The sequence below is a fragment of the Amycolatopsis sp. NPDC058986 genome (genome assembly GCF_042741125.1).
GTDB lineage: Bacteria > Actinomycetota > Actinomycetes > Mycobacteriales > Pseudonocardiaceae > Amycolatopsis.
Map to the genome: position 1 here is coordinate 1 of NZ_JBHYJW010000142.1, position 1,470 is coordinate 1,470.

Annotated in this window: 1 protein-coding gene; it reads left to right on the forward strand. The window is 68.0% G+C overall.

Annotation, left to right across the window (positions count from 1 at the left end; translation table 11 throughout):
* The first annotated feature begins 242 nt into the window (after window positions 1–242).
* On the forward strand, window positions 243–1,448 hold the full coding sequence (locus tag ACFW0G_RS45490; protein ID WP_378331824.1) for an IS110 family transposase: 1,206 nt from the start codon (window positions 243–245) through the stop codon (window positions 1,446–1,448).
* Window positions 1,449–1,470 lie beyond the last annotated feature (22 nt).

Genomic DNA, 1,470 nt, shown 5'->3' on the forward strand with positions numbered 1-1,470 from the left:
CCCCCGTTACCTTCTTCGTAGCTCCTGATCAAGGAGTTCGTGGTCGCCAGGCCCGGCATGACTTTGTCCCCCTGTCTTTCCCATGATCCGGGGGGTGGTGCTCACCGGGCCTGGTGGCATCGAGGGACCGCTGATAGGGACAAGCACCGCCCCAGGTTTGGGGACAGGTCTCGTCGTAACGTGGGTGCCGGCGCTCGATGCTCGACCGGCGACCACCCGCGCACGAACGAAAGACACGGTGCATGAGCAGCGGATACGGTGTATTCCTCGGGCTGGACGTGGGCAAAGGTGCCCATCACGCGGTCGGTCTGGATCCGTCCGGGAAGCGGTTGCACGACGCGCCGTTGCCCAACAGTGAACCGAAGCTGCGGGCGGTGTTCGACAAGCTCGCCGCCCACGGGCCGCTGCTGGTCGTGGTCGACCAGCCCAACACCATCGGGGCGCTGCCGGTTACCGTGGCGCGCGCGGCCGGTCACCAGGTGGCCTACCTGCCCGGCCTGGCGATGCGCCGCATCGCCGACCTCTACCCCGGCCGCGCGAAAACCGACGCACGGGACGCGTTCATCATCGCCGACGCTGCCCGCACCCTGCCGCACACACTGCGCCAGGTCGACGTCGGCGACGACGCCCTGGCCGAGCTGGACGTGCTGATCGGATTCGACGACGACCTCGCCGCCGAAGCAACCCGGATCTCCAACCGCATCCGCGGCCTGCTCACCGGCATCCACCCCGCCCTCGAACGAGCCATCGGACCGAAAATCGCCCACCCGGCGGTGCTGGAAATCCTGTCCCGCTGCGGCGGACCCGCCGGCATCCGCAAGGCCGGGCGCCGCAAACTCGCCGCGATCGCCGCCACACACGCACCCCGCATGGGCGACAAACTGGTCACCGCGATCCTCGCAGCGCTGGACGAGCAGACCGTCACCGTCCCGGGCACCACAGCCGCGGACACCGTGCTTCCACGACTGGCTGACAGCCTGAAAACCGTTCTGCAGCAACGCAAAACCGTCGCGGGCGAGGTCGAGGGGATACTCGATGCGCACCCTCTTGCCGGGGTCCTGATCTCGATGCCGGGCATCGGGATCAGGACCGCCGCCCGGATCCTGCTCGAGATCGGCGACGCCACCGCGTTCAAGTCCTCCGGCCACCTGGCCGCCTACGCCGGGATCGCACCAGTGACCAACGAATCCGGCTCCTCCATCAAAGGCGAGAAACCCGCCCGCACCGGCAACCGCAAACTCAAACGCGCGTTCTTCCTCTCCGCCTTCGCCGCCCTGTCCGACCCCGTCAGCCGCACCTACTACGACCGCAAGAGAGCCGAAGGCAAGAAACACAATGCCGCACTCATCTGCCTCGCACGCCGCCGCTGCGACGTCCTCTACGCCATGCTCCGCAACCACACCTACTACCGCCACCCCGAACCCACCACCGCCCCAGCCGCGGCTTGACAACCACATAGGGACACCCCCC